This window comes from Psychrobacter sp. KFRI-CH2-11 (assembly GCF_038239325.1).
GTDB lineage: Bacteria > Pseudomonadota > Gammaproteobacteria > Pseudomonadales > Moraxellaceae > Psychrobacter > Psychrobacter celer.
On record NZ_CP151283.1, the window covers coordinates 525,872 to 545,542 of the forward strand.

General features: G+C 46.0%; 21 protein-coding genes. 11 read left to right on the forward strand and 10 right to left on the reverse strand.

Going from position 1 to position 19,671, the window contains the following annotated elements:
- Nucleotides 1-17: 17 nt before the first annotated feature.
- The 4 genes from AADH33_RS02210 to AADH33_RS02225 all read right to left on the reverse strand — a co-directional run bounded on the left by AADH33_RS02210 (nucleotide 18) and on the right by AADH33_RS02225 (nucleotide 3,769).
- The gene (locus AADH33_RS02210; RefSeq protein WP_348549414.1) at nucleotides 18-821 is read right to left on the reverse strand and encodes an SDR family NAD(P)-dependent oxidoreductase; all 804 of its coding nucleotides are present in this window, start codon (nucleotides 819-821) and stop codon (nucleotides 18-20) included.
- On the reverse strand, nucleotides 821-1,945 hold the full coding sequence (locus tag AADH33_RS02215; RefSeq protein WP_348549415.1) for a hypothetical protein: 1,125 nt from the start codon (nucleotides 1,943-1,945) through the stop codon (nucleotides 821-823). Before AADH33_RS02215 ends, AADH33_RS02210 begins: the two co-directional genes overlap by 1 nt.
- 83 nt (nucleotides 1,946-2,028) lie before the next feature.
- Nucleotides 2,029-2,955, reverse strand: a complete 927-nt coding sequence (locus AADH33_RS02220) for a LysR family transcriptional regulator (RefSeq protein ID WP_348549416.1) — start codon at nucleotides 2,953-2,955, stop codon at nucleotides 2,029-2,031.
- Nucleotides 2,956-3,160: 205 nt separating this feature from the next.
- Entirely contained in the window at nucleotides 3,161-3,769 is a 609-nt protein-coding gene (locus tag AADH33_RS02225) for a YceI family protein (protein ID WP_243456370.1), read from the reverse strand.
- Nucleotides 3,770-4,207: 438 nt separating this feature from the next.
- Here AADH33_RS02225 and AADH33_RS02230 point away from each other — a divergent pair, with 438 nt between their 5' ends.
- The 3 genes from AADH33_RS02230 (at nucleotide 4,208) to AADH33_RS02240 (ending at nucleotide 6,050) form a co-directional block, all read left to right on the forward strand.
- Nucleotides 4,208-4,588: a DoxX family protein gene (locus AADH33_RS02230; RefSeq protein WP_348549417.1), complete on the forward strand. Its 381-nt coding sequence runs from the start codon at nucleotides 4,208-4,210 to the stop codon at nucleotides 4,586-4,588.
- 168 nt (nucleotides 4,589-4,756) lie between these two features.
- Complete coding sequence (locus AADH33_RS02235) at nucleotides 4,757-5,350, forward strand: NADPH-dependent FMN reductase (protein WP_348549418.1); 594 nt, start codon at nucleotides 4,757-4,759, stop codon at nucleotides 5,348-5,350.
- Nucleotides 5,343-6,050, forward strand: coding sequence for a YoaK family protein (locus AADH33_RS02240; RefSeq protein WP_348549419.1), 708 nt, complete (start codon nucleotides 5,343-5,345; stop codon nucleotides 6,048-6,050). Before AADH33_RS02235 ends, AADH33_RS02240 begins: the two co-directional genes overlap by 8 nt.
- 197 nt (nucleotides 6,051-6,247) lie before the next feature.
- Here AADH33_RS02240 and AADH33_RS02245 read toward each other — a convergent pair whose 3' ends face one another.
- Complete coding sequence (locus tag AADH33_RS02245; protein WP_348549420.1) at nucleotides 6,248-6,583, reverse strand: GNAT family N-acetyltransferase; 336 nt, start codon at nucleotides 6,581-6,583, stop codon at nucleotides 6,248-6,250.
- A 292-nt stretch (nucleotides 6,584-6,875) separates the two neighbouring features.
- On the opposite strand from AADH33_RS02245, the gene AADH33_RS02250 reads away from it, so the two are divergent.
- The 3 genes from AADH33_RS02250 (at nucleotide 6,876) to AADH33_RS02260 (ending at nucleotide 9,421) form a co-directional block, all read left to right on the forward strand.
- The gene (locus tag AADH33_RS02250) at nucleotides 6,876-7,589 is read left to right on the forward strand and encodes a pirin family protein (protein ID WP_075100424.1); all 714 of its coding nucleotides are present in this window, start codon (nucleotides 6,876-6,878) and stop codon (nucleotides 7,587-7,589) included.
- A gap of 87 nt (nucleotides 7,590-7,676) precedes the next feature.
- A complete protein-coding gene (locus AADH33_RS02255) occupies nucleotides 7,677-8,615 on the forward strand; it encodes a pirin family protein (RefSeq protein WP_348549421.1) in 939 nt (312 codons plus the stop codon).
- 194 nt (nucleotides 8,616-8,809) lie between these two features.
- Nucleotides 8,810-9,421 carry a nitroreductase family protein gene (locus AADH33_RS02260; protein WP_207970281.1) on the forward strand — a complete coding sequence of 204 codons (612 nt, stop codon included), beginning with the start codon at nucleotides 8,810-8,812 and terminating at the stop codon, nucleotides 9,419-9,421.
- Nucleotides 9,422-9,626: 205 nt separating this feature from the next.
- On the opposite strand, the gene AADH33_RS02265 is transcribed toward AADH33_RS02260, so the two are convergent.
- The 3 genes from AADH33_RS02265 to nadR all read right to left on the reverse strand — a co-directional run bounded on the left by AADH33_RS02265 (nucleotide 9,627) and on the right by nadR (nucleotide 12,317).
- Entirely contained in the window at nucleotides 9,627-10,073 is a 447-nt protein-coding gene (locus AADH33_RS02265) for an Mpo1 family 2-hydroxy fatty acid dioxygenase (RefSeq protein ID WP_348549422.1), read from the reverse strand.
- A 284-nt stretch (nucleotides 10,074-10,357) separates the two neighbouring features.
- A complete protein-coding gene (pnuC, locus tag AADH33_RS02270) occupies nucleotides 10,358-11,089 on the reverse strand; it encodes a nicotinamide riboside transporter PnuC (RefSeq protein ID WP_348549423.1) in 732 nt (243 codons plus the stop codon).
- Nucleotides 11,090-11,270: 181 nt separating this feature from the next.
- On the reverse strand, nucleotides 11,271-12,317 hold the full coding sequence (gene nadR / locus AADH33_RS02275) for a multifunctional transcriptional regulator/nicotinamide-nucleotide adenylyltransferase/ribosylnicotinamide kinase NadR (RefSeq protein WP_348549424.1): 1,047 nt from the start codon (nucleotides 12,315-12,317) through the stop codon (nucleotides 11,271-11,273).
- Between the two features lie 718 nt (nucleotides 12,318-13,035).
- On the opposite strand from nadR, the gene AADH33_RS02280 reads away from it, so the two are divergent.
- From AADH33_RS02280 to AADH33_RS02295, 4 genes are all read left to right on the forward strand, one after another.
- Nucleotides 13,036-13,248, forward strand: a complete 213-nt coding sequence (locus tag AADH33_RS02280) for a PspC domain-containing protein (RefSeq protein ID WP_348549425.1) — start codon at nucleotides 13,036-13,038, stop codon at nucleotides 13,246-13,248.
- A 707-nt stretch (nucleotides 13,249-13,955) separates the two neighbouring features.
- On the forward strand, nucleotides 13,956-14,957 hold the full coding sequence (glyQ, locus tag AADH33_RS02285; RefSeq protein ID WP_348549935.1) for a glycine--tRNA ligase subunit alpha: 1,002 nt from the start codon (nucleotides 13,956-13,958) through the stop codon (nucleotides 14,955-14,957).
- Between the two features lie 9 nt (nucleotides 14,958-14,966).
- On the forward strand, nucleotides 14,967-17,060 hold the full coding sequence (gene glyS, locus AADH33_RS02290; RefSeq protein ID WP_348549426.1) for a glycine--tRNA ligase subunit beta: 2,094 nt from the start codon (nucleotides 14,967-14,969) through the stop codon (nucleotides 17,058-17,060).
- Nucleotides 17,061-17,381: 321 nt separating this feature from the next.
- Complete coding sequence (locus AADH33_RS02295; protein WP_341534381.1) at nucleotides 17,382-17,696, forward strand: hypothetical protein; 315 nt, start codon at nucleotides 17,382-17,384, stop codon at nucleotides 17,694-17,696.
- 128 nt (nucleotides 17,697-17,824) lie between these two features.
- On the opposite strand, the gene AADH33_RS02300 is transcribed toward AADH33_RS02295, so the two are convergent.
- Nucleotides 17,825-18,238, reverse strand: a complete 414-nt coding sequence (locus AADH33_RS02300) for a cell division protein ZapA (RefSeq protein WP_348549427.1) — start codon at nucleotides 18,236-18,238, stop codon at nucleotides 17,825-17,827.
- A gap of 65 nt (nucleotides 18,239-18,303) precedes the next feature.
- The gene (locus tag AADH33_RS02305; RefSeq protein WP_317053327.1) at nucleotides 18,304-18,744 is read right to left on the reverse strand and encodes a hypothetical protein; all 441 of its coding nucleotides are present in this window, start codon (nucleotides 18,742-18,744) and stop codon (nucleotides 18,304-18,306) included.
- 227 nt (nucleotides 18,745-18,971) lie between these two features.
- Between AADH33_RS02305 and AADH33_RS02310 the strand changes: the two genes are divergently transcribed.
- The gene (locus tag AADH33_RS02310; protein WP_348549428.1) at nucleotides 18,972-19,625 is read left to right on the forward strand and encodes a UPF0149 family protein; all 654 of its coding nucleotides are present in this window, start codon (nucleotides 18,972-18,974) and stop codon (nucleotides 19,623-19,625) included.
- Nucleotides 19,626-19,671: the final 46 nt, after the last annotated feature.

Below are 19,671 nucleotides of genomic sequence, written 5' to 3' on the forward strand. Positions count from 1 at the left end.
TTCTTTTTACTTAGCTATTATTTTTTGGCCGAAAACGCTGCCGCCTTGTTGCCTATCCAATTGACCCAGCTGACTGGAAAAAAACGCAGCTGCAGCCTGATGAGGTTTGCCATCACGCCTGGCACCACTAAAAACGATCGGTTTTCCACACCCTTTAGCATGGATTTGACTGCCTCTTCGATATTTAATTCGCCTGCCAGTTTTTTCATACCGACGCCTGCTGCATCCATGACGCCGACCTCAGACTGGGTCAGCGGTGTGTCGATCGGCGGCGGTGCAAAGACTGTGATATCAATGCCTAGCGGTTTCCATTCGTAGTTTAGTGACTGCATCATGCCCCAAATGGCAAATTTAGAAGCACTATAAGAGCTATAGCCATAACTGCCTGTAAACGACGACATAGAAGCGGTGACCATGACCTGATCGCCACGCTCCAAAAACGGCCGCACCGCCGCAAGGACGTTGCGCGTGCCAAATAAGTTGATGTGCATCACGCGTTCAAACTGTGCTTGACTCATCTTATCAAACGTCCATGGACCTGTGATACCCACAAAATGCATCAAAATATCTGGTGGGCACTGAGCCGCTGCGGTAGCAATTTTTGTACAGGTCATCTCAGCATCAGTGACATCCAGCTCATAGGTGCTGATTGAGGCATTGTGCTTATTTAGCCCTTGTAACGCCGATAAGGCATCATCAAGCGGCTGCACATCAAACAATACTAAGTGCGCGCCTTGCTTGATAAGCTGCTTGGCACTCTCAAAGCCGATACCAGAAGCAGCGCCAGTGATATATATGGTCTTGTCGGTGAAATAACGCATCAGGCACCTGCCTTTTGTGCGGCGTTATGTTTCATCGAGCCCGCTTGTAGTGTACCAAAGCTGGCCTCACCGATCAGGTGACTGACTTTATGACCAGGAATTAGCCAATAGGGCGTCGCTTCACTGCTCGAAGCACAGTTAGGGAAGTCGGGGTTTTGGGAGGGGCCTGCGATGGTCTTTTCGATGACCATGGAGATATATTGCTCGTTACTGCCTTCTAGGGTGTTGCCGTTTAAGATAACCTCCATACCGGTCTCTTTTGCATAACGGCGGATGGCGTTGACGGTCGAGCACATTGGCGCATAAGCGTCTGCGCCCACGCCGTTTTCTGAGGTGACTCTGATGCCATCGGGCACGCGGGCGACGAGTGAGTGGTTGCCCTCAGTATGGCCTGGGGTATGTACCAGCGCCAGACCTTCACCCAATTGGATACTACCGGTAAATTGAATCACCTTGTCAGGGTCGATGCCATCGATGCCATTAGGGCAATACCAGTCTGCTTGTACGGGCAATAAAGCACTGGCGCTTTGCCACTCACGCTCATGCACCAGAATCTTTGCATTAGGGAAGTAGGCGGCTTGGTCTTTTTTGCCCGAGCCTTTAGTACCGAGCCAGCGGCGGATGTCTTGAGTGTGTAGATGATCATAGCTGATATAATCCACGTCTTCGGGCATGAGGCCCACCTCTGCGAGGGCATCTGCCACATCACGAATGACAGGCGCGACCACATTTTCGAGCGGTGACCAGTTCGGCATTTTATCCGTTAAACGCTTAAAAAAAGGCGTTTCACGATCCGCTTCGATATCAGAAGGAGAGAACAGCAGGGTTTTTAGCTCGCCCAAAAAGTCATGATACTGAATGATAAAAATACGGTTCAAGATATGGATGTAGGGGAATTTATACGTGCTTTGGGTGTAGACGCCGCTGTAGGCGTACCACGTGGGATAGGGCACTCTGACCATATCGGCGCTTTGATAAAACTGCACCGGCGGCTCAGACATCAAGCGCTCTCGAAACGCGCTTGCTTGTTTGCGCGCGGCCTTTAGGCGCTCTTGGGGTAATGGGCTTTGATGAATATCATCAAACTCGTGGATGGTCTTGATACCTAACGATGATAAATCCATAATGCATCTCCTTATGACGGATGGATATCGTTAGATAATACTAGCAGTATTGTTTTAAGGTTTATAGCAATTTTGCTAGACGGCTAAGTTTGTATAAGCCTTTCAGAAAAATTATCCCAATACGGGTCGTCGCCAAACCGCTCGGCAATAAAATCAATCAGATAGCGACAGCGCTGTGATAAAAAACGGTTTTTTGGATACACGGCATAAGCACTGAGTGTCGGCAGTTGATACTGGGGTAGGATCGGCACCAGCTCGCCGCGAGCCAGCCTTTGATAGGCGATGAAAGTCGGTATAAACACAATGCCATGTCCCTTTACTGCCAAATCGACTAGAAACTCGCCATTGGTGGCTTTTATTTTGGCATCGATAGTGTGGTTGTGCTTTTTGCCTTGAGCGTCCGTCAGCTCTAAATGACTGGTTTTGCTCAGACCGTATTGTAAAAACTCATGGGTCGCCAAGTCAGCCAAGGTCTTAGGTGTGCCCATTTTTCTCAGGTAGTCAGGGCTGGCGCAGAGAGCATAACGAATCAGCGCCAAACGCTTGGCCTGATAGCTCGAGTCTTGTAACTCTCTGATACGGATGGCCAGCTCATAGCCTTCTTCGATCAAGTCGACATGCCGATCAGAAAAGTCCAGCTCAAAACTTAGGTTGGGATGTAGATTGGCATACTCATCAATCACCGCGTTGAGGTGCATCAAGCCAAAAGACAGCGGTGCCGTCATTTTTAAGGTGCCCTCGATGCGAGTGGGCGCGCCGCTGGTTTGCTCATTGAGCGCATCTACTTCACTGAGTATATGCATCACCTGTTGATAATACTGCTCACCTGCTTGCGTCAAATTGGACTGGCGCGTGGTGCGGCTGATCAGCTGACTGCCGAGGCGAGTTTCTAGCTCCTTTAAGCGGCGGCTGACGGCTGATTTGGCAATATTGAGCTGCTCGGCAGCTTTGGTGATACTGCCCGCTTCGACAATGCGTACAAACATTGCCATATCTTCTAGCTGTCCCATCCTAATTGTCCTTTTATTATTCTGCCGCATCATGATAGTTATGTAGCTGACTTATTTGGGTTCGACTATATAAACGCCAACAGTGCTTATTAAGATCTTTATACCAGAAAAAAAGCTGAGTTAAAAACTCAGCTTAATTGTAGTACATATCGTGTATCTGTTTTACCTATGATCAACTATCTGATCTTTATAAGAGAAGCCGTCGTTACTTGAGATCGGCCTTTTTACTGCCTTCTACCTGAACGACCAGTTTGATGTTTTTCATCATACCGCCATCGGTATAAGTATTGAGACCCCACTTGGTTCTGTCGATGGTGGTTTCAAAATCGCCGCCGCACGCTTCAGCGTTTAGCAGTGGGCTGTCATAGCAGTTAAACTTAGTGGCTGTCAGCGTCACAGGATGCGTCTGACCCAGCAGTGTTAAGTCACCTGTGACTGATTTGACTTTATTACCATCAAACTGCCAATTGGTAGATTTAAAATAAGCGGTTGGATGCTCTTTGATATTAAAGAAATCCGCAGATTTTAAATGACCATCAAACTCTTTGAGACCTGTGCTCAAGCTGCCCATCGGAATGGTGATACCGATAAAGCCTTTTTGCTCTTTGGGTGCGTACTCAAGAATGCCTGAGAGGTTATAAAAGCCACCAGCATTGGTCGATGTACCAAAATGATCGACAAAAAAGCGCACCGCGGTATGCTTAGGGTCCAGCTCATAGGTCGCTGCCTGACCGACAGTGCTCATCATGCCAAGGGCGCTGATAGCAGCGAAGGCGAGGACACGATTGGCTTGTTTGATAGAAGGGAGCATCATGGTTCATTATCCTTATTTGTGATCGAGAATTGTGGTAGAGCAAAGAGCGCATTGGCTTAACGTTTTCTCATCTATTTCCGTTAAGTAGTGCTTATAGATGTTATGGTTAAGTTTAGCAAAAAAATAGGAGATTTGAGCGCTACTGTCTATTATAAATGTGTCTCTTCGTTGCTTTTTGTAACGCTTGTATGCTGTATAAATAGAGAAAGCCGCTACTATCGTTATGCAGAATTATACGGATAGTTGTTCTGATAATCAGAACTTATATTTGTAATTATCATGGTTTATCTACCTATAAGCAACGACTACAATATAGCGGTTACTTAATGAAACAGCTTAAAGGTAAAAAAATCTTTTAAATAAGATGTGGTGCTTAAGCAGGATTTCATGTTACCAGATTTATCATATTGGCCAGATTTATCATATTGGAGAGTTATCATGGACAAATTACAAGAAGTTAGTGCCCCGATTGGTCGTCTGTTTTTATCGATGATCTTTATTTTTTCAGGCTTTACCAAGATCACAGGCTATGCGGCAACCCAAGGTTATATGGAGTCAATGGGCGTGCCTGGTATGCTGTTACCATTGGTCATCGCGCTAGAGCTATTTGGCGGTATCGCTATTTTGTTGGGGTTTAAAGCGCGCTTGATCGCTTTATTGTTTGTAGGGTTCAATATTATATCAGCGCTGATGTTTCATCAGTTTTGGCTCGATGAGTCGCAAATGAACCCATTTATGAAAAACATCGCGATGGCGGGTGGTTTTTTACTGATATTTGCTCATGGCCCAGGTGCCTATTCAATCGATCATAAAAGATAAGCCGAGCGCGAGTTCTTATCGTTTACGTTTAGCGCTTAAATTGGCAGTTTAGCGTTAAGAAAAGAGATATAAAAGCGCGGTATAGTATGATGATGCAAGCAGCCAATGTCTTTTTTGTGAGCTGTCATTTAGTCATCATTGATAAACGGTTTGTTATAAGGAGTTGTTATGCGCGAATCAATAACCATTGCTCTTATCATCGGTAGCTTGCGTAAAGATTCTATCAATCGTAAGTTTGCCGAATATGTCGTGTCGCAAATGCCGTCAGGTGTTACGATAAACGAAGTCAATATCGCTGATTTGCCGCTTTATAATCAAGACTATGATGGGACCACAATCGACAGCTACGAGCGCGTCCGACAGCAATTAAAGGCCGCGGATGCGGTGCTGATCGTCACGCCCGAGCACAATCGCACGATGCCAGCGGCACTCAAAAACGTCATCGACATCGCCTCGCGCCCGTATAAACAAAGCATATGGACGGATAAAAAAGTCGCTGTGATGACGGCATCTCCTAGTAGCTATGGCGGTATCAACAGTGGGCTCGATGTCCGTAAAAGCATGCAGATGCTCTCGGCACAAATGATGATCCGCCCTGAGGTACATCTAAGCCGAGCGACCGACAGTCTAAATGAAGACGGTAGTGTCAGTGAGCGTACCCAAAAATATCTGCAAAAATTCGTCGAAGCGTTTGTTGAATTTGCCGCCATGGCCGACAGCCGCGACGCAGATAGCAATAATGTAGGACGTACGGGTGCTTAGTACAACTGCTAAGTCGCCGAGCTTTTGGCAGCGCTACCGTGCGCCTGTGTTATTGACGGTGGTCGGCGGTGCGATTGATACCATCGGTTTTATCACCCTTTTTGGGTTTTTTACCGCTCATGTCACAGGCAACTTGGTATTGGCAGGCAGTGGTTTGGTCAAAGGCGAGGACGGCCTGTGGATCAAGCTGGCTTCTGTGCCGCTATTTGTTTTGACGGTCGTTGTGACCAAAGTCTATATCGATAATAGTCGTCAGCAGCGGCTGATACTGACTCATTTGCTACTGGCAGAGGCGGTGTTTCTCACCGCGTTTATGATAGCAGGATTGTCTTTCCAGCCGTTTACGGATGGCAATAGTATCACCGTTGCGGTTACCGGCGGCTTGGGTTTGACGGCCTTGGCGATTCGCAATACAGCCAGCAAAACCGTCATCAAACATATGAGTCCAACGGTGCTGATGACGGGTAATACCACTCAGTTAGGCATTCATCTATCAGATTATCTTGCCAATAGAACACTCGATAACGCCAAAAAACTTGCGCATAGCTCAGCGCTAGTGAGCAGTTTTGTCATTGGTGCGTTATTGGGTGCACTGCTTTATGTCAAATTAAGCTACTGGGCTGTCGGTCTATTTGTATTGCCTGTGCTGTATTTAGCATGGCTGGCTCGTGACAAAAGCTTTTTACAAAATATAGGCTAAGACTCTAAGCGCCAAACCCATTTGGCACTCTGCACTAGCACTACCCGCCGCCACACCTAAAAAAACGCCATGTTATTTAGCATGGCGTTTTTGGTTTTATAGACGGTTTTTAACATAGTCAATCCGACCTAACATTGGCACACTTTATACCAGTAGGACGATATCTATTTAAAAAAAGATTAACTATGCCCTAAACTCTATGGCGCAGCGTTATGAAACACCGAGTTGTCTTGGTATTCTGGATGTTTGTCGATATACGCTTTGACATAAGGGCAGGTGGGTTTGACGCGTAAGCCTTTGGCGGCAGCGTCGTCTAAGATGGTCTTGACCAAATAGCCTGCAATACCGCGTCCGCCCAGCGCTTCTGGCACTTCGGTATGTTTGTATTCAATGCCTTTTTCACCGGTACTTGTGGTAAAAAAATCATAGTCTTCAAACGCGATGTGACCATCGATATGCATCTCAAAGCGTTTTTCATCTGTATTATCGACCAGCTCGTACTGTAGCGGCTGTTTTTTTGCATCGTCCGACATGGTTGCGCTCCTTGTATGGCGAATATATTTGATGACACATTTATAAACTTAACTTAACCTAAATTGGCTAATATTAGTCATGCTAACAGTTTATGCTGATGTTTCTGTTATGTTTGTATTAACGTCAGCATCAATATCAGTAGTTTTTATTGTTCTAAATATAATAATAGTTATTTGCGATTGGCTTTGTTTATCTATGATAAGACAACAATTATAATAGCATCATTACTTAGACAAGCGCGTTAATGAGCAGTGTTAAACCAGTTAACGTACGACGATATAAGGATTTATTATGCAAACTATCTATCATGCAGCAGACTCTCGCGGCGATGCCGACCACGGCTGGCTCAAAAGCCGTCACACGTTTAGCTTTGCCAACTATCACAATCCAGCGCGTATGGGTTTTGGCGCGCTACGTGTCATCAACGATGATTTTGTCATCGGTGGTCAAGGTTTTGGCAGACACTCACATCGTGATATGGAAATCATCAGTATCCCGTTATCGGGCAAGCTCGGTCATGGCGACAATATCGGCAACGAAGGCATCATCGAAACGGGCGAAATACAAGTGATGTCGGCAGGGACAGGTATCACTCATAGTGAGATGAACGGCGATGCCAATGAGCCTGTAAAGTTTTTACAGATTTGGGTCATTCCAAACAAAATGAATGTCACGCCGCGCTATCAGCAGTTGCGTATGGATGACATCCTGCAGCCAAATGAGTTTAACCAAGTGCTGTCACCAAATGCCGACGATGCTGGCGTGTGGATTCATCAAAATGCGTGGTTTAGCATCGGTGACTTTGACAAAGGTGTGACACAGACCTATGACTTAAAAGACCCTAACAACGGCGTGTATGTCTTTGTCATTAGTGGTCAGGTTGTGGTAAACGGTAACACTTTAGATACCCGCGATGGTCTTGGTGTTTGGGATACTAAAAGTTTTACGATGGATGTCGCTGAAGACGCTAAAGTCCTTGTCATGGAAGTACCTATGAGCTTTTAGGCGCTTTAAAAGGTGGCGGCGCTATGGTCATCATCTTTGACACCAGATAACACATATCATTGATAAGTTGATAATAAGAGGTGAGTCATGAGTATTAAAACCCTAGAGCCGCGTTTGGCCGATGTTGGCGGTATTCCTATCGCCCGTCTGTTACCTAATACCGGCAAAAAACCGATCGGTGCGTGGTGCTTTTTGGATCATGCAGGTCCTGCTGAGTTTGAGGACGGTGAGGCTGGTATGCAAGTGGGTCGTCATCCGCATACCAATTTGCAAACCTTTAGCTGGATGTTAGATGGCGAAGTGCTGCACAAAGACAGCTTGGGCAACGAGCAAGTAATTACCAAAAACCAAGTCAATGTCATGACCGCAGGTACAGGGTTGACGCAAGGCATCAGTCATACCGAGCAAAGTGTCTTTCCGGATACGGGCGGTTCGCCAGATGCGGCGCGCGCGCTGAGTATGGTGCAGCTGTGGATTGCTCTACCGACAGACCAAAAAATCGAGCGCGGTTTTCATCATTATCCAGAGCTACCGACGTGGACGGAAAATAATGTAGAGATGATATTGACCACGGGCAACTACACCAGCGTCACAGGCGAGCGCTACGAAGCGCCAACGATACAGTACTCCAAAATGGTCGGTATCGATGTGTACTGGCTAGAGGATGGCGAGGTCACCCTAACTCTAGAGCCTGGTTTTGAATACGGTATCTTAGTCAGTGAAGGGCAGATCGAGTCTGAAGGCAAAATCTGTGAGCAAGATCAGCTATTTCGCTTCCACGATAGTGATGTCGAAAATAACGAAAGCATCAAGCTGGTCGCCAAAAAAGGCACACGGGTGATGTTTATCGGCGGTGAGCCCTTAAACAATCAAGTGCTGCTGTGGTGGAACTTTGTCGCTGATAATAAAGAAGAAATTGAGCAGTCTATCATCGATTGGAACAACGGCCATGAGCGCTTTGGTAATGTCGACTCTGATATGAAACGTCTGCCCGCTCCAGCGCTGCCTGACGGTTTTAAAGGATGATTTGACAATACGAATTGTTAATTTATCTTTTATAGTTCACGTTATTGTGAAGATTTTTTACAAAATTTGAATATAGATCGGTCGGTGTTGCTTTTACAATCGAATGACGATCAAGCAAGTTTTACTATTTTTACTATCTTTTAAAACACATACTTTATATACAACCTAAATATTTAACTCGACGGAGTCCTATTATGTCAGACCTAACCACTTTACAAAATCTTGCCGAAAAACGCCGCTCTATCTATGCCTTGAGCGATCAACTACCAGTCTCTAAGGATGAGATTGTAAAATTGGTAGAGCACGCTATTTTGCACACGCCTTCCGCCTTCAACTCTCAGTCAGCCCGTATCGTTGTCTTGTTCGATGAGGACCATAAAAAACTGTGGGACATCACCGAAGAGACCTTGAAGGTCATCGTGGGTGACGACGAGAAATTCCAAGGTACAAAAGATAAAATCGCAGGCTTTAAGGCCGGTGCTGGTACGATATTGTTTTTTGAAGACAAAGGTGTGGTCAGAAGTATGCAAGAAGCGGCCCCTTTATATGCGGACAAATTCCCAATCTGGGCACATCAGACCAGCGCCATGCATCAGTACGTGATTTGGACGGCATTGGCAAGCATCGATGTTGGCGCTAACTTGCAGCATTATAATCCAGTGATCGATCAGCAGGTTGCCGATACTTGGAATATCGCTGATGATTGGGAGCTAAACGCGCAGATGGTATTTGGTGCCATCGAGCAGCCAGCTGGTGATAAAGAGTTTAAGCCAGTAGAGGAGCGTATGAAGGTGTTTGGTAAATAAGCACCAAAGCTCGGTAATATGAGAGATAAAAAACCAAAAAAGCGCCATCCAGCTCATGGGTGGCGCTTTTTTAGGATGAAGAAATCAAGTGATTTATCGTCGTACAGCTTTGATGGCATAAAGACAAAACCATATAAACGAAAAGAACAGGTATAAAAACCGTCAGAATACCAATCCTGAGCACATAATGCGCTCCACCGGATGGTTAGCTATTGTTTTTGTTACCCATCAGGCTATTGGCCACCCATGCAGGGCCGATTAATAAAAACTGTAAATCTTCAAAAAATGAGGGTTTTTTGCCTTCGATTTTGTGACCGATAAACTGCCCAATCCAAGCCACAACAAAGACACCTGCCCAGACCTTAAAGCCCCACGGTAGTAAGGTCATGACAGACAGGCAGATAAGGATAAACATGCCCATCGCCAAAAATAACGGCGTGGACAAACGCATGTAGAATAGCAAGACCAAGGCACTAAGCACTAAGGTAAACCAAACGGATAGCGACATACCCATCCCAAGCAAACTGACAAAGATGGTCGGCACGCAGAGCCAATGGATTTTTTTGTTGATTAGGTTTTGGTGGCTGACAGAATACTCACTGAGCCACTGCTCAAGTGTGCGTTTTGACATGCGGGGCGGACGACGAGACATACTAACCTCCTTGTTAGTCATTAAGATACGACACTCCTCTCCCACATCAGAGCGCCTCTAGTATCATTTGTAGCACTAATTGGACTTCTCTACCATAGTATCTGATAGACGGTTCAGTCAGCGCTGAGCATTTCTCTCGTTTTTGGCTTTCTTATGGCGGTTCTTTAGTTTGTCAGGTCTGTCAGGTCTGTCAGGTCTGTCAGCTTTATCCTAGATGCGATAGGGTTTATCAAAAGCGTCTAAGCCATACATCTAAGTCATCTAAGCCCTATTATTTCAGTATATTAGCTTCTCTCGCTACGATGCCATTCATACAGACCGATAAAGGAGTTGACTTGATAGATCATGGTCTGAATGGCAAAAATGTAGTTGCCAGACATAAGATTGACAATGAGCCAAACAAAATTGACGATAATCCACAGCCACCAGTTAAACGAATAGCGCAAAATCATGGCGGCTTGGGCGGTGATCGAGAGCACAAAGGCGAGGACATTGATCCAAAAAAAAGAAATAAAGCCTAAAAATAGACTGTTTTCGTCTTCAACCACCGCATAACCATAGCTGGCTAAAAGGTCGTTGACGGTAGGAAATAGCGCCAGCCCAATCACAATAAAGGCAATGGTAATCAGCCAAACGGCTTTGCTGGCAGACTTGGGTATCATGTCGCCGTCAGGGTCGGTGTGCTTTGACCAATAAAAAATACCATAGACATGGGTAAAAAAGTTAAACAGAGGCGCCAGCATCAAACCCACCGCGCCCGAGGTTGCCTGCACCACCACTTCACCTGCAGTGGCGGCCATGCCAAAGCCATTGCCCAAGACGTTTTTGCGAAATGATAGCGATACCACACAAATCAAGCCGATAAAGGACACCGCCAAATAAAACCAATCTAGGGTAGTATGATCGGTGGTCAACCAAAAGCCTGCTGATAAAGCAATCACGCCGCAGATAAACCAAGTGATGATCCACTGCATGGCCCACTTACCAGTGATATTGTCTAATAGCTGAATACGCATAGGTTTTTCCTAAAATAAATGTTGGGAGCGGCTTGTTTGACTGTTGTGGTTTTGACTCTTTTACAAGCCACTTCTTTTATAATATGCTGTTTTTATTCTGTATTTTTACTTTGCTTGTCTTTTACTTCATCTGTCTTTTACTTTATCTGTTTTTTATTTGGCGTTGACTCACCGCGCTTTGTTATTGGTTTTTGTTATAGACATGTCGATCGATAAAACGTAACGCTTGCCGATAGCGAGCATCATAATCAGGCGCATCGATCAAATGCGGATCGATACCATGGCGGGTAAAGATATCGACCAGCCGCTGCTCAAAGCGCCCGCGTGCCTCAGGGGTGCCCAGTGAGCGCATGCCGTCATCTACCCATGGCGTATTGTTGTCTAGCATGATGGTATGGTCCAAGCGAAGCTCATCAATACATGCGGCCACAAACGGGTGGCTGCGACCTTCGTACTCTTCACAAAACGCCTGCGTGGTCACAAAATCAGTATCGACAATGGTCACAGGGGCAGTCGCTACGGCTGCGGCCTCTCGAATCGCCTGAGCATGATTGAGGGCGATGGGGCCATAGTCACTGTACTGCAGCCCAATCTCGCTACCACCCAAGTCCGTACCGATGTATAAACGTCCCATCTCTAACGCAAAGCTTGCGCCATAATAGTTGGCAAGCTTATGTACCAAGGTTGTTTTCCCTGAGCTTTCACCGCCGACGATCGCGACCGTCTTTGTGTAATCACTGCGCGCTTGAGGGTGAATCGCTGACCAATGGGCGATAGGATCGCGAGCGATGGCATAAGAGTCAAACGCTGGCTGTAGCGCCGTCGTCACCACGGGCATCTGCAGGTGTTCTGTGATATGGGATTTGGCTAAAGGATGGTTTTGTGCCACAAACAGCACCGCTTCTGCAGGCAACGCGAGCGCTTGGCTCAGACGATGCAGCTTGGCATTGCTGGCTGGGATGTCGATGTGCACTTCATCAAAGCTATCATGAAGCGGCAGGGCAATCTCATGGGTGGTATGAATATGAATAAAAGGCAGGTCAGCACAGGCCATCTGTAGCCAGCGTGCCTTATCTTGTAGCGTAATACTAAAGTCTGGATGCGGCGTCGGGTGTGCTGTGATGACGATATGCAGTATTTTAGCTTGCCCTGCGGCCTCCAACATACTGCGCATTTGCCCCAAATGTAGTGGTTCAAAATGACCAATCATCAACCCCGTATCGTACATAGCAATCCTTGTTGGTTTTTTAGTAAGCGTTTTTATAAAAGTAAGACAATCTGCATGGTATAAAGGTTTTGGTCGATTTGCAGGTAGGTTATTGTAAACAAGCGCTGATAAAGGTTGTTTTTATTAAACAGGCGTTAAGCGGTGATAAAACAATATGGCTAGGGTATCGTCAGTTTAAAATAAAATCGATACGCTCCTATGAACGTGCAACTGGTACAAATTCTCCTTGTGTACTGTTATCACAGAGGCTGCAAAAAACGACTTGTCATCTCGCTGTATTATTCTGATATCGGATTGCCTATAAACCTATAGATACAATCATCAGTATAACCAGAAAAATCATATAAGCGTATCTGGTTGATTGTGCTTGGTATTTTAGAGTAGGTAGGCAGTGAAAGTAAGGTTTTGGCAACAAACCCATTTTTGAAACATTTTGAAATAATTATTTAAAATCAGTAGTTTACAGGCAGTTAGGATAGATTAGGGCAAGCTTAGGTAGCATAAATTCACAAAGCACTGGTACATATTCAACAGACCATAAGAAAATAGTTGCTATACTGATTTGTAAGTTAGAAAGACTACAGATTAAGCCTAACTAAAAGACGCTAAAAGACGTAAGATAAAAAATATAATGCAAAGAATAAAAGGCAGAATCGCGGTCTTTTATTTAGGTTGGAATAATAAGAAATAGAAAATATAAAATAGAGAGGTATTGGATTTGGCTAAATTAGCAAAATTACATCGCTCGCAAAACAATCGTATGATAGCAGGGGTGATGGGCGGTATTGCAGAATACGTCGGTTGGTCGCCTACTTGGGTAAGATTGTTGTTTGTGATTGTATCTTCACTGAGTGCGGCGGTTCCAGGTATCTTAATTTATATTATTTTATGGATTATCATGCCAAAAGCCACTCATGAGTCTTATCAGTAGCGCCCAATAGGCTGATATTTCATAGATTGACATACAAACGATTCGTTACCCAGCTTTGCTTGCATTAAAACTTATATTAAAATCTGTATCAAAAAACAAGCGTCACCAAGTAAGCGTTACTAAAAAAACAAAAAGCCTGACCCATCAGGATACCAGCGACATACTTTTCCTCCTGCCCAGATGCTCACGCATTTGGGTATTTTTTTTGTTTTTGCCTTTATGGTCAATTGAAAATAAAACTGTTATATAAACTTAAACGCGCTACTGGTATAAATTTTACTTGCGTGCTGCGTTCCCAGAGGCTGCGCAAAATTCATCCCAGTAGCGCTATGTTCTTCTTAGAGTGCATCGACTATATGGTCAATTGAAAAAATGGTTATAAGTTGAGAGGTGCGACGGGTATAGGGTTTGTTTGCGTGCTATATCTACGCTGCTTGATAGACATAAATACCCTCAATGCCATTTGATATGGGGCATAGCGCACGGTATTTGGATAGGTAGCATAAATTTAGTTGCGGTAAATATGGATAAAATGGTCAATTTTTAGTAAGGTGAGCAGGCAAATAGAGTCGTTGCCATATAGGTGCTACGAGTGCTATCAACGTTTTATTCAATAATACTAATTCCACAGTGGCTTTGCTATGAAAACCCAAACTATGACATCTCAAGCGACAACTTCGATGACAGCAAAAAAAGATGCTCAACCGATGACTTTTCAAGATTTAATTCTCACTTTACAAAACTATTGGGCTGACAAAGGCTGCGTGGTCTTGCAGCCTTACGATATGGAAGTCGGTGCCGGTACCTTTCATACGGCGACGTTTTTGCGCTCGCTTGGCCCTGAGCGCTGGAATGCCGCTTATGTGCAGCCATCACGCCGCCCGACAGATGGCCGCTACGGTGACAACCCAAACCGCTTGCAGCACTATTACCAGTTTCAAGTGGTGCTCAAGCCCAATCCGCCCAATATCCAAGAGCTGTATTTGGACTCACTGCGCGCCATCGGTATCGATCCGCTGGTTCATGACGTGCGTTTTGTCGAAGACAACTGGGAGTCGCCAACGCTTGGGGCGTGGGGACTGGGCTGGGAGATTTGGCTAAACGGTATGGAAGTCACGCAGTTTACCTATTTTCAGCAAGTGGGCGGCATTGAGTGCTTTCCAGTCACCGGTGAGATTACTTACGGTCTTGAGCGTCTAGCGATGTATGTACAAGGCGTCGATAGCGTCTATGATTTGGTTTGGGCGGATGGTGAGTTTGGCCGTGTGACCTATGGCGATGTCTTTCATCAAAACGAAGTGGAGCAGTCCACTTATAACTTTGAGCACGCCGATGTGCCGATGATGGGGCAGATGTTTGATTTTTATGAGCAGCAGGCCGATAAGCTTGTGGCCGAAGGACTGCCGCTGCCAGCCTATGAGATGGTACTCAAAGCCTCTCACGCCTTTAACCTACTGGACGCTCGTGGCGCCATTTCTGTGACGGAGCGTCAGCGCTTTATTTTGCGTGTCCGTACCTTGGCGCGCAAAGTGGCCTTTGGTTATGTTGAAGCGCGTGCCAAGCTTGGCTTCCCGTTGGCTGATGAAGAACATCGCCAAGCAGCGCTCGATAAGTATCTACCAAAAGCACCAGAAGAAGACGCGGCAGCAGACGATGTGACAGGCGATAAAGCTGTCACCAACCACCACCAATCTACCAACGACAAATAGGAGCATCCCATGAGTACTATTTTATTTGAACTGGGGTGTGAAGAGCTACCTCCAAAAAGCCTAAAACCGCTACGCGATGCCTTGCAAACGAGTGTCACCGAGCAACTAAATGACGCCGATATCAGTTTTGATGCCATCAAGTCCTTTGCCGCACCGCGCCGTTTGGCGATTCAGATCACAGGAATTAGCGATAAGCAGCCTGATCGTACCGAACAAAAACGTGGCCCTGCGATTAAAGCAGCGTTTGATAGCGATGGCAACCCAACCCGTGCAGCGATGGGCTTTGCTAAGGGTTTAGGGATTGAAGCCAGCGAGCTGATAACGATTAATACCGATAAAGGGGATTATGTCGGCTACGAGCAGACCATTCACGGTCAAGCGACCACAGAGCTGCTACCGAGTATCTTTCAGACGGCATTAGATAGTCTGCCAATTGCCAAGCGTATGCGCTCAGGTAGCAGCCGTGATGAGTTTGTGCGTCCGGTACAGTGGGCAGTCTTGATGCAAGACGATGCGGTGATTGATGCCACTATCCAAGGGCATCAAACCAGCAACCAAACCCGTGGTCACCGCTTCCACAGCCCTGACTATCATAAAATTGCTCATGCTACCGACTACGAGTCGCTGCTAACGGATCTAAAAGTGGTGGCCGATTTTGATAAGCGTCAAATGCTCATCAAAAACCAAGTCAAAGCACTGGCCGATGAAGTCAATGCCGACGCCATCGTACCGCAAGAGTTGCTAGATGAAGTGACCGCGCTGGTTGATTTCCCGATTGCGCTTAGAGCAAGCTTTGAGCCGCGCTTTTTGCAAGTGCCGCAAGAGGCGCTAATCTCCACCATGCAAGCGGATCAAAAGTATTTTTGCTTAACCGATAAAGCAGGTAAGTTGCAACCGTACTTTATTTTTATCACCAATATTGAGTCAAAAGACCCGAATCAAATCATCGAAGGCAACGAAAAAGTCGTGCGGCCGCGCTTGGCTGATGCCGAGTTTTTCTTTTTGCAAGATCAAAAACAGCCACTGTTTGCTTTGACCGAGAGCTTAAAGACTCGCGTTTTCCAAGACAAGCTCGGTACGATTTGGGAAAAGTCTGAGCGTATCGCCAAGCTTGCTGCCTTTATCGCCACCTTGATGCAGCAGCAAGGCCACGATATCGAGGTCGAAGACACCGTGCGCGCTGCCATCTTGTCCAAAGCTGATCTAGCAAGCTCGCTGGTCGGTGAGTATCCGGAGTTGCAAGGTATCGCCGGAACCTACTATGCACGCTTAAATGGTGAGCCTGCGGCAGTCGCGGACAGCCTGCAAGAGCAGTATTTGCCGAAGTTTAGCGGTGATGTGTTGCCGCAGACACCGATTGGTATCTGTCTGGCATTGGCTGATCGTTTGGATACGCTGGTCGGTATTTTTGCCATTGACCAAGCACCTACCGGCTCAAAAGATCCGTTTAGTCTGCGCCGCTCGGCCATTGGTATTTTGCGTATCTTGATCGAAAAACAGCTACCGATCAATCTTGCCGTTTTGGTTGAGCAAGCGGTTAAAGGCTATAGCACCAGCGATGGCAGTAAGATTGCCAAAATGGGTGATACTTTTACCCAAGTGATGGGCTTCTTAAATTCTCGCTATCGGGCGATGTACACCGAGCAGGGCGTGAGCGTCGATACCATCCAAGCCGTGCAAGCGATCCAGCCGCATATGCCGCTGGATTTTGATCAGCGTATTCGTGCGGTACAAGCGTTTAGTGAGCTGGCTCAAGCTGAAAAACTTGCCGATTCAAACAAGCGGGTGGCAAATATATTGGCCAAGTCAGAGGTCAGCGTGGCAGATAACGTCGACGAGGCGCTATTGTCTGAACCTGCTGAGCAAGAATTGTATCAGGCTGTCCAACAAGCGAAAACAGCGGTCAAACCTTTGCTAGAAACCGCTGACTATACGCAAGTCTTGCAAACGCTGGCAAGTCTGGATGCGCCTTTGACCCAGTTTTTCGCTGATGTTATGGTCAACAGTGAAGATGCGGCGCTAAAAAACAACCGCTTGGCGCTGCTCAAGCAAGTACGAGCGCTGTTTTTGACCGTGGCTGATATCAGTGAATTACAGCTATAGTGCCCGTTGTCGCTAAGATATAGTCAGGTCAGTATAAAAGAATACAGCGAGACTGGGATAAATTTTTGCCGCACCCGTCGGCGCAGCACCGAACGCAAGGAAATTTATACCAGTCTAGCGAGTTTATACCGTGTATCTTTTTTAGTTAGTAACGACTATATCTGTTATAGTCAAAGGTTCCCGGCCTGTTTTTGCTGGTTTATATTGCATCTACCAGCCTATTTAGCCCATAAAAAAGCTGGCCTTATATTGCCAGCTTTTTGGGCGATGCTGCCGCGCTGCATTTATCATGTCTGAACCCATCTTCAAAGGAGCACCGCCGTGTTTGCTGTGATTATTGTGATTCTCATCATCTGGGCTGTGATGTGGGCCTTTTATAAGTTTATGTATCCGCGGCCACCCAAAAGCATGATGCCGCAAAAAGGCGATGTGGTCACACCGCGCACCTGTGATTTTTGTGGCAATAGTTTGGCTGAGTACCGCGGTGTCCTCGAAACCAAGCCTGCATCTGTCACGGCAAATACTGCACAGCCAAGTGCTGGCAGTATGGAGACGGATAGTAACGTTTTGTTTTTTTGCAATTACGAGCATCAGGCAGACTATCATGCAGGCAAGGTATATGATCCTAATGCATAATGGCGGCTAGCCATAGTATCAAAAAGTGTATCAAAAAAGCGCTTGGCTTATAGAGCCAAGCGCTTTTTTATTTACTCATAAACTTTCTTTTTAACCTATCTATCAAACAGGCCAAAAGACACGCTGGCCTACAAAATAGATTGGGCGTCTTTCAAGATCTTTTTGAGTAGCGCCTCAGACTGTTTATCTTGCTGCAGGCGATCCTCTTCGCTTCTTTGATTGGCATGGATTTTTTCATACAAATTAAGGCAGCACAGCACCAGCAGATTTTCTTGGCTCAGGCTGGGTGCCTCGCGTCTGAGATCCAGCGCGTAGTTATTGATATAGGAGACGGCAGACAGTAGCTCTTCTTGCTCATGGATCGGACAGTAAATGGGGTAGGTTACGCCCGCGATGACAATGTCGACTTTTTTGACTTGGGACTCGGGTGTCACAGGCTTGCTGGCAGCGCTTGCCGAATTTGGGCTGGCAGGGGCTTTGGAGGCGTTAGATCCTGCTTGCTTAGGCGACTTGTTTGCGGCATTGGTATGGTCATCAGTCATGATAAATCCTACAATATATGGGTCAGTAAATGGGGGTATCAGCTATTACAGCGATCAACAAGACTCTAACCTTCGGCTTGGTCGATACGCGTGAGGCGTTTGAGGACAACTTGAGTACGCTCTGCTGCCAACTGGTTCTTTTTCTGTAATTCGCTATTTTGTTGTTTGATATCGCTATACTGCTGCTTTAGCTCATTATTATGCTGCTGCAATTCACGGTTTTGTTGTTGTAATTGGCTGATCTGCTTTTGTAGCTTATCTTGTTCTTCACCGATCATATGATGGGCTTCGGCCAAGCTTTGATAGCGCTTATCTAGATCGTTCAGTTGTTTTTTGGCACCGTCACGCTCGCTATGGCTGGTATTTAGCTTGTTTTGTAAGTCGGTGATTTGCTTTGGATCTGTGGTTGGGTGCTTTTTTAGGCTGCTAAGTTCAGCACTGACAAGCTGATACTGTTTTTTGATGTCGAGTATCATTTTCTCTAATATTCTAAGTTGATCATACATAGTCAGTTTTTATCCTTAACAAGTAAGCGTGAATGAATTTTGTTTTGTGTATTTAATAATGCCATAGGTGACCGCATAATATCTATATCAACAAAGTAATTACATATACCTAAATCTTATCTATGTATTTTTTGGCTCAGCGCGATGAGTGATATCGAGCTGATTTTTTGTTTTATAAGCGATTTTTCTGATTTTATAAGTCACAACCATTTACTAGGACAATTATTATGAATGACAATATCTCTGGCTGGAATACGTGGCTGACCGCATTTGACGACTGGAATGACGTATCGATCAGTGAGGTGCATGGTCTGATGACGGGGTTGATGACGGCGTGTAACGCGCCTGACGAGCAAGTATGGGCAAAGGTGTTTGAAGAGCTGAGCTTTGCGCCACTGCCTGAAGCGGCGCTGACCTTGCTCACAGAAGAAGCAGAAGACACGGTGTTTCAGCTCAAGGACAAAGACGATGCCTATGCGTATATGCCGCTGCTGCCGGATGACGAACACGATCTATACGAGCGTGTGATGGCATTGAAACAGTGGGCCAATGGTTTTATGACAGGCTTTGGTATCACTGACTGTCAGATCAGTGGTGATGAAAACGAGATGCTATCGGATTTGGCCAAGATTGGGGCGATTCGTCTGGCAGAAGATGAGGACTTTGAGGGCGGCGAAGAGTCTTATTTGTATATTTACGAGTTTGCGCGGATGGTGCCCGTGAGCTTTGCAACTCGCAAGCGCAAACCAGTAAAAGACATCGCGCTAATCGCTGGATTGGCCATCGATGCAAAAACCACCAAAGAGCTACAAGCAGAAGGTAAGTTGCCAAAACCAATGCCGCCTGTGGTGGATGTGATGAACCAAAATAATCCCTCTTAAACCTCAAGGGGGACGACGCCTGTATCGTAACAGGTACCTCATAATA